Origin of the sequence: Aminobacter sp. MET-1 (assembly GCF_026521175.1) — a bacterium.
In the GTDB taxonomy this organism is placed as follows: Bacteria; Pseudomonadota; Alphaproteobacteria; order Rhizobiales; family Rhizobiaceae; genus Aminobacter.
In genome coordinates this window covers 218,381-224,996 of the sequence record NZ_JAMSHL010000008.1, presented here as the reverse complement: position 1 = coordinate 224,996, position 6,616 = coordinate 218,381, and the positions used below count along the sequence as shown (strand labels likewise).

Annotated in this window: 14 protein-coding genes and 1 pseudogene; all 15 read left to right on the top strand. The window is 61.7% G+C overall.

The features are described from left to right. Window positions 1-75, top strand: a pseudogene (locus NDO48_RS14305) (elongation factor Tu); the annotation flags it as partial. Window positions 76-139: 64 nt separating this feature from the next. After that, window positions 140-448, top strand: a complete 309-nt coding sequence (rpsJ, locus tag NDO48_RS14300; protein ID WP_006205468.1) for a 30S ribosomal protein S10 — start codon at window positions 140-142, stop codon at window positions 446-448. 58 nt (window positions 449-506) lie between these two features. Beyond that, window positions 507-1,217 carry a 50S ribosomal protein L3 gene (gene rplC / locus NDO48_RS14295; RefSeq protein WP_018427841.1) on the top strand — a complete coding sequence of 237 codons (711 nt, stop codon included), beginning with the start codon at window positions 507-509 and terminating at the stop codon, window positions 1,215-1,217. After that, window positions 1,217-1,837 carry a 50S ribosomal protein L4 gene (gene rplD / locus NDO48_RS14290; RefSeq protein WP_018427842.1) on the top strand — a complete coding sequence of 207 codons (621 nt, stop codon included), beginning with the start codon at window positions 1,217-1,219 and terminating at the stop codon, window positions 1,835-1,837. The genes rplC and rplD overlap by 1 nt, the downstream gene beginning before the upstream one ends. After that, on the top strand, window positions 1,834-2,127 hold the full coding sequence (locus tag NDO48_RS14285; RefSeq protein WP_018427843.1) for a 50S ribosomal protein L23: 294 nt from the start codon (window positions 1,834-1,836) through the stop codon (window positions 2,125-2,127). Before rplD ends, NDO48_RS14285 begins: the two co-directional genes overlap by 4 nt. Before the next feature lie 22 nt (window positions 2,128-2,149). Beyond that, on the top strand, window positions 2,150-2,983 hold the full coding sequence (rplB, locus tag NDO48_RS14280; RefSeq protein WP_018427844.1) for a 50S ribosomal protein L2: 834 nt from the start codon (window positions 2,150-2,152) through the stop codon (window positions 2,981-2,983). 15 nt (window positions 2,984-2,998) lie between these two features. After that, window positions 2,999-3,277, top strand: a complete 279-nt coding sequence (gene rpsS / locus NDO48_RS14275) for a 30S ribosomal protein S19 (RefSeq protein WP_018427845.1) — start codon at window positions 2,999-3,001, stop codon at window positions 3,275-3,277. Between the two features lies 1 nt (window position 3,278). Beyond that, entirely contained in the window at window positions 3,279-3,668 is a 390-nt protein-coding gene (rplV, locus tag NDO48_RS14270) for a 50S ribosomal protein L22 (protein WP_018427846.1), read from the top strand. Continuing rightward, window positions 3,668-4,387 carry a 30S ribosomal protein S3 gene (gene rpsC, locus NDO48_RS14265; protein ID WP_018427847.1) on the top strand — a complete coding sequence of 240 codons (720 nt, stop codon included), beginning with the start codon at window positions 3,668-3,670 and terminating at the stop codon, window positions 4,385-4,387. The genes rplV and rpsC overlap by 1 nt, the downstream gene beginning before the upstream one ends. Window positions 4,388-4,414: 27 nt before the next feature. Beyond that, complete coding sequence (rplP, locus tag NDO48_RS14260) at window positions 4,415-4,828, top strand: 50S ribosomal protein L16 (RefSeq protein WP_018427848.1); 414 nt, start codon at window positions 4,415-4,417, stop codon at window positions 4,826-4,828. Between the two features lie 13 nt (window positions 4,829-4,841). Next, on the top strand, window positions 4,842-5,042 hold the full coding sequence (rpmC, locus tag NDO48_RS14255) for a 50S ribosomal protein L29 (protein WP_018427849.1): 201 nt from the start codon (window positions 4,842-4,844) through the stop codon (window positions 5,040-5,042). A gap of 11 nt (window positions 5,043-5,053) precedes the next feature. After that, window positions 5,054-5,293: a 30S ribosomal protein S17 gene (rpsQ, locus tag NDO48_RS14250; protein ID WP_018427850.1), complete on the top strand. Its 240-nt coding sequence runs from the start codon at window positions 5,054-5,056 to the stop codon at window positions 5,291-5,293. A gap of 72 nt (window positions 5,294-5,365) precedes the next feature. After that, window positions 5,366-5,734 (top strand): 50S ribosomal protein L14, encoded by a 369-nt coding sequence (gene rplN, locus NDO48_RS14245; RefSeq protein WP_006205457.1) that lies wholly within the window; start codon window positions 5,366-5,368, stop codon window positions 5,732-5,734. A 12-nt stretch (window positions 5,735-5,746) separates the two neighbouring features. Then, window positions 5,747-6,061: a 50S ribosomal protein L24 gene (gene rplX / locus NDO48_RS14240; protein ID WP_018427851.1), complete on the top strand. Its 315-nt coding sequence runs from the start codon at window positions 5,747-5,749 to the stop codon at window positions 6,059-6,061. After that, window positions 6,054-6,611, top strand: a complete 558-nt coding sequence (rplE, locus tag NDO48_RS14235) for a 50S ribosomal protein L5 (protein WP_018427852.1) — start codon at window positions 6,054-6,056, stop codon at window positions 6,609-6,611. Before rplX ends, rplE begins: the two co-directional genes overlap by 8 nt. Window positions 6,612-6,616: the final 5 nt, after the last annotated feature.

Genomic DNA, 6,616 nt, shown 5'->3' with positions numbered 1-6,616 from the left:
GAGAAGCTGCGCTTCGCTATCCGTGAAGGCGGCCGCACCGTCGGCGCCGGCATCGTCGCTTCGATCAAAGAATAATCCGAATTAACGATCTGTCGCGGGCGGGAATACGCCCGCGCCGCGCCAGAACAAGGAAGTGACCATGAACGGACAGAATATCCGCATTCGCCTCAAGGCGTTTGACCACCGGGTTCTCGACGCTTCGACGCGTGAGATCGTGTCGACCGCGAAGCGCACCGGCGCCAATGTTCGCGGCCCGATTCCGCTGCCGACGCGGATCGAGAAGTTCACGGTGAACCGCTCGCCGCACGTCGACAAGAAGAGCCGCGAGCAGTTCGAGATGCGCACCCACAAGCGTCTTCTCGACATCGTCGATCCGACCCCGCAGACCGTCGACGCTCTTATGAAGCTCGACCTCGCGGCGGGTGTCGACGTCGAAATCAAGCTCTAAGAGCTAACATGAGCCGGAAGGGTTAAACCGAACGGCTCCTCTGAAGGAAAACGAACCGATGCGTTCAGGTGTTATTGCACAGAAGGTGGGAATGACCCGCGTCTACAACGACGCTGGCGAACACGTTCCCGTCACCGTTCTCCGCATGGAGAGCTGCCAGGTCGTGGCCCAGCGCACGCAGGAGAAGAATGGCTACACCGCCGTTCAGCTCGGCGTCGGGCTTGCCAAGGTGAAGAATACGTCGAAGGCCATGCGCGGTCATTTTGCTGCCGCCTCGGTCGAGCCCAAGGCGAAGCTCGCGGAGTTCCGCGTTTCCGCCGACAACATGCTCGACATTGGCGCCGAGATCACCGTCGATCACTTCGTCGCCGGCCAGAAGGTCGACGTCACCGGTACTTCGACCGGTAAGGGTTTCCAGGGCGTCATGAAGCGGCACAACTTCGGTGGCGGCCGCGCTACCCACGGTAACTCGGTATCGCACCGTAGCCATGGTTCGACTGGTCAGCGCCAGGATCCGGGCAAGGTGTTCAAGGGCAAGAAGATGGCCGGCCACATGGGCGACGTTCGCGTCACCACCCAGAACGTCGAGATCGTCTCGACGGATGCCGACCGCGGCCTGATCCTGATCCGCGGTGCGGTTCCGGGCACGAAGGGCGCATGGATCCTGGTTCGCGATGCCGCCAAGGTTGCGCTGCCTGAGAACGCGCCGAAGCCGGCCGCGATCCGCGCAGCCAGCAAACAGGCTCCGGCCAACGAGGGAGCGGAATAATGGACCTCAAGATTACAACCCTCGCAGGCAAGGACGCCGGCAAGGTTGAGCTCTCGGAAGAGATCTTCGGCCTCGACCCGCGCGAAGACGTTCTCCAGCGCGTCGTGCGCTGGCAGCTCGCCAAGAAGCAGCAGGGCACGCACAAGGCCAAGGGTCGCGCGGAAATCGCGCGCACCGGCGCCAAGATGTACAAGCAGAAGGGTACGGGCCGCGCTCGTCACCACTCGGCACGCGCTCCGCAGTTCCGCGGCGGCGGCAAGGCCCATGGCCCGGTCGTTCGCAGCCACGAGCATGACCTTCCCAAGAAGGTCCGTGCTCTCGGCCTGAAGCACGCCCTGTCGGCCAAGCTGAAGGCATCGAACCTGATCATCGTCGACGAGCTGACGCTCGCCGAGGGCAAGACCAAGGCGCTGCTCGCGAACTTCGCGACGCTGGGCCTGACCAACGCCCTGGTGATCGGCGGCGCCGAGCTTGACGTCAACTTCAAGCGCGCAGCGACCAACATCCCGAACATCGATGTCCTGCCGATCCAGGGTATCAACGTTTACGACATTCTGCGCCGCGGCACGCTGGTCCTTTCGAAGGCCGCCGTCGAGGCTCTCGAGGAGCGCTTCAAATGACGGATCTCCGCCACTACGACGTGATCGTGAGCCCCGCGATCACCGAAAAGTCGACCATGGCTTCGGAGCAGAACCAGGTCGTCTTCAATGTCGCCAAGAAGGCGAGCAAGCCTGAGATCAAGGCTGCCGTCGAAGCGCTGTTCGGCGTGAAGGTGACTGCTGTGAACACCCTGGTCCGCAAGGGCAAGGTGAAGCGCTTCCGCGGCACGATCGGCCGCCAGAGCGACGTCAAGAAGGCGGTAGTGACGCTGGCCGACGGCCAGTCGATCGACGTCGCGACGGGTCTCTGAGCAAGGCCGCGAGGACAGGACAATGGCACTTAAGAAATTCAAGCCAGTAACGCCGAGCACCCGCCAGCTGGTCATCGTTGACCGCTCGGGCCTCTACAAGGGCAAGCCCGTCAAGGGTCTGACCGAAGGCCTGACCAAGTCGGGTGGCCGTAACAACTACGGTCGTATCACGGCTCGCTTCATCGGCGGCGGTCACAAGCGTTCGTACCGCATCATCGACTTCAAGCGTCGCAAGTTCGACGTGGTCGGTACGGTCGAGCGTCTGGAATACGATCCGAACCGCACCGCCTTCATCGCGCTGATCAAGTACGACGATGGCGAGCTGAGCTACATCATTGCTCCGCAGCGTCTGCAGGCTGGCGACAAGATCATCGCCGGCGAGCAGGTCGACGTGAAGCCCGGCAACGCGATGCCGCTCGGCTCGATGCCGGTCGGCACGATCGTCCACAACATCGAGCTGAAGCCCGGCAAGGGCGGCCAGGTCGCTCGTTCGGCTGGTGCTTACGCCCAGCTCGTCGGTCGCGACCAGGGCATGGCGATCCTTCGCCTCAACTCGGGTGAGCAGCGCATTGTTCACGGCTCGTGCATGGCCACCGTTGGCGCCGTTTCCAATCCGGATCACGGCAACATCAACGACGGCAAGGCCGGTCGTACCGTATGGCGTGGCAAGCGTCCGCATAACCGCGGCGTCACCATGAACCCGGTCGACCATCCGCACGGCGGTGGTGAAGGCCGCACCTCTGGTGGTCGCCATCCGGTGACCCCGTGGGGCAAGCCCACCAAGGGCAAGAAGACGCGGTCCAACAAGGCGACCGACAAGTTCATCGTTCGCTCGCGTCATCTGCGCAAGAGCTAATAAGAGGTAAGCCCAGTGACTCGTTCAATCTGGAAAGGCCCGTTCATCGACGGCTATCTGCTCAAGAAGGCAGACAAGGTGCGTGAAGGCGGCCGTAATGAGGTGATCAAGATGTGGAGCCGCCGCTCCACCATCCTGCCGCAGTTCGTCGGCCTCACCTTCGGTGTCTACAACGGCCAGAAGCACGTCCCGGTCTCCGTGAACGAGGACATGGTCGGCCACAAGTTCGGTGAGTTCGCGCCCACCAGGACCTATTACGGTCATGGCGCGGACAAGAAGGCGAAGAGGAAGTAACATGGGCAAGGCCAAAGCTCCGCGCAGGCTTGCTGACAACGAGGCACGTGCCGTTCTGCGCACGATCCGTGTCAGCCCGCAGAAGCTCAATCTGGTTGCGGCATTGATCCGCGGCAAGAAGGTTGCTACCGCGCTCTCCGATCTCGAATTTTCGCGCAAGCGTATCGCCGGCACGGTCAAGAAGACCCTCGAATCGGCTATTGCCAACGCGGAAAACAACCACGACCTCGATGTCGATGCGCTGGTGGTGGCGGAAGCCTACGTCGGCAAGTCGATCGTCATGAAGCGTTTCCACGCTCGTGGCCGTGGCCGCGCCAGCCGCATCGAGAAGCCGTTTTCGCACCTCACGATCGTCGTTCGTGAAGTCGAAGAGAAAGGGGAGGCCGCATAATGGGCCAGAAAATCAATCCGATCGGTCTCCGCCTCGGCATCAACCGCACCTGGGACTCGCGCTGGTACGCGAACACCGGTGAGTACGGCCAGCTGCTGCACGAAGACATCAAGATCCGTAAGTATCTTGAGGCCGAACTGAAGCAGGCTGCGATCTCGAAGATCGTGATCGAGCGCCCGCACAAGAAGTGCCGCGTGACCATTCACGCTGCTCGTCCGGGTCTGATCATCGGCAAGAAGGGCGCCGACATCGAGAAGCTTCGCAAGAAGCTCACCGAGATGACGAAGTCCGAGACGCACCTCAACATCGTCGAGGTTCGCAAGCCTGAGACCGACGCAACGCTCGTCGCTCAGTCGATCGCTCAGCAGCTCGAGCGCCGCATCGCCTTCCGCCGCGCCATGAAGCGCGCTGTGCAGTCGGCCATGCGTCTCGGCGCCGAAGGCATCCGCATCAACTGCGCGGGCCGTCTCGGTGGCGCCGAAATCGCTCGTATGGAGTGGTACCGCGAAGGTCGCGTGCCGCTGCACACGCTGCGCGCCGACGTCGACTACGGCACGGCCGAAGCCCAGACCGCCTACGGCATCTGCGGCGTCAAGGTGTGGGTGTTCAAGGGCGAAATCCTCGAGCACGACCCGATGGCCTCCGAGCGTCGCGCAACCGAAGGCGAGCATTCGCATGCTGGCGAGCGCCCTGAGCGCCGCCGTCGCGAAAACGCCTGACACGCATAGGAATTTGGAGTTAGAACGATGCTGCAGCCAAAGCGCACAAAGTTCCGTAAGCAGTTCAAGGGCCGCATCCACGGTACCGCGAAGGGTGGCACCAACCTGGATTTCGGCGGCTTCGGACTGAAGGCGCTTGAGCCGAACCGCGTCACCGCACGTGAGATCGAGGCGGCCCGCCGCGCGATCACTCGCGAAATGAAGCGTCAGGGTCGCGTCTGGATCCGTATTTTCCCGGACCTGCCTGTCACCTCGAAGCCGACCGAAGTCCGCATGGGTAAGGGTAAGGGCGCCGTCGATTACTGGGCGTGCCGTATCAAGCCGGGTCGCGTGATGTTCGAGATCGACGGTGTCTCCGAAGAAGTGGCGCGTGAAGCGCTGCGTCTCGGCGCCGCCAAGCTCTCGGTCAGGACGCGCTTCGTTCAGCGCATCGCAGAATAGGGAAGGGCTGATTATGAAAGCCTCGGACATCAGGACGAAGACCCAGGACCAGCTCACCGACGAGCTCGCCAGCCTCAAGAAGGAGCAGTTCAACCTGCGCTTCCAGAAGGCGACCGGTCAGCTGGAAAAGACGGCACGCGTGAAACAGGTTCGTAAGGACATCGCGCGTATCAAGACCATCGCCGCCGAAAAGTCGGCCGGCAAGAAGGCTTAAGGACGAAAACCATGCCAAAGCGCATCCTGCAGGGTACGGTCGTCAGCGACAAGAACGAGAAGACGGTCGTCGTCAAGGTCGAGCGTCGCTTCACGCACCCGGTGATGAAGAAGACCGTGCGTATGTCGAAGAACTACAAGGCGCACGACGAAAACAACGCCCACAAGGTCGGCGACACCGTGTTCATCCAGGAGTCGAAGCCGATCTCCAAGGACAAGCGCTGGGTCGTTGTGTCTTCGGACCAGGCGTAACAACGAACGAATTTTGGACAAGCCGGGGAGGGCGGTAGCCCATCCCGTTAGAAAAGAAGAAGGCGGCCAGTCATGATTCAGATGCAAACAAACCTCGACGTCGCGGACAATTCCGGCGCCCGTCGTGTCATGTGCATCAAGGTGCTGGGCGGCTCGAAGCGGAAGTATGCTTCTGTCGGCGACATCATCGTGGTGTCGATCAAGGAAGCCATTCCGCGCGGCCGCGTAAAGAAGGGTGACGTGATGAAGGCGGTCGTGGTTCGCACGGCCAAGGACATCCGTCGTCCCGACGGCAGCGTGATCCGTTTCGACAAGAACGCGGCCGTTCTTGTCGACAACAAGAAAGAACCGATCGGCACGCGTATCTTCGGGCCGGTTCCGCGCGAGCTTCGCGCCAAGAACCACATGAAGATCATCTCGCTCGCGCCCGAAGTGCTGTAAGGAGCCGGTAAAATGCAGAAGATCCGTAAAGGCGACAAGGTTGTCGTTCTGACCGGCAAGGACAAGGGCCGCACCGGTGAGGTGCTGGCTGTCCAGCCGAAGGAAGACACCGCTCTCGTCCGCGGCGTGAACATGATCCGCCGCCACCAGAAGCAGTCCCAGACCCAAGAGGGCGGGATTATCACCAAGGAAGCGCCGATCCACCTGTCGAACATCGCGCTCGCCGACCCCAAGGATGGCAAGCCGACCCGCGTCGGTTTCCAGATCCAGAAGGACGGCAAGAAGGTGCGTGTCGCCAAGCGTTCGGGAGAAGTCATCAATGGCTAAGGCAAGCAACGAGCCACGCCTGAAGAAGGTCTACAACGAGACCATTCGCCAGGCGATGCTGGAGCAGTTCAAGTACGACAACGAGATGCAGATCCCGCGCATCGACAAGATCGTGCTCAACATGGGTGTTGGCGAAGCCACCGCGGATTCGAAGAAGCCGTCGGTCGCCGCCGAAGACCTCGCCATGATCGCCGGCCAGAAGCCGGTGGTGACTCGCGCCCGCAAGTCGATCGCCGGCTTCAAGGTGCGCGAGCAGATGCCGATCGGCGCCAAGGTGACGCTCCGCAAGGAGCGTATGTACGAGTTCCTGGACCGTCTCGTGAACATCGCGCTGCCGCGCGTTCGCGACTTCCGCGGCCTGAACCCGAAAAGCTTTGACGGCCGCGGAAATTACGCTATGGGCCTGAAGGAGCATATCGTGTTCCCCGAGATCAACTACGACAAGGTTGATCAGATGTGGGGTATGGACATCATCGTTTGCACGACCGCCAAGACGGACGAAGAGGCTCGGGCTCTGCTCAAGGCCTTCAACTTCCCCTTCCGGCAGTAACGGCA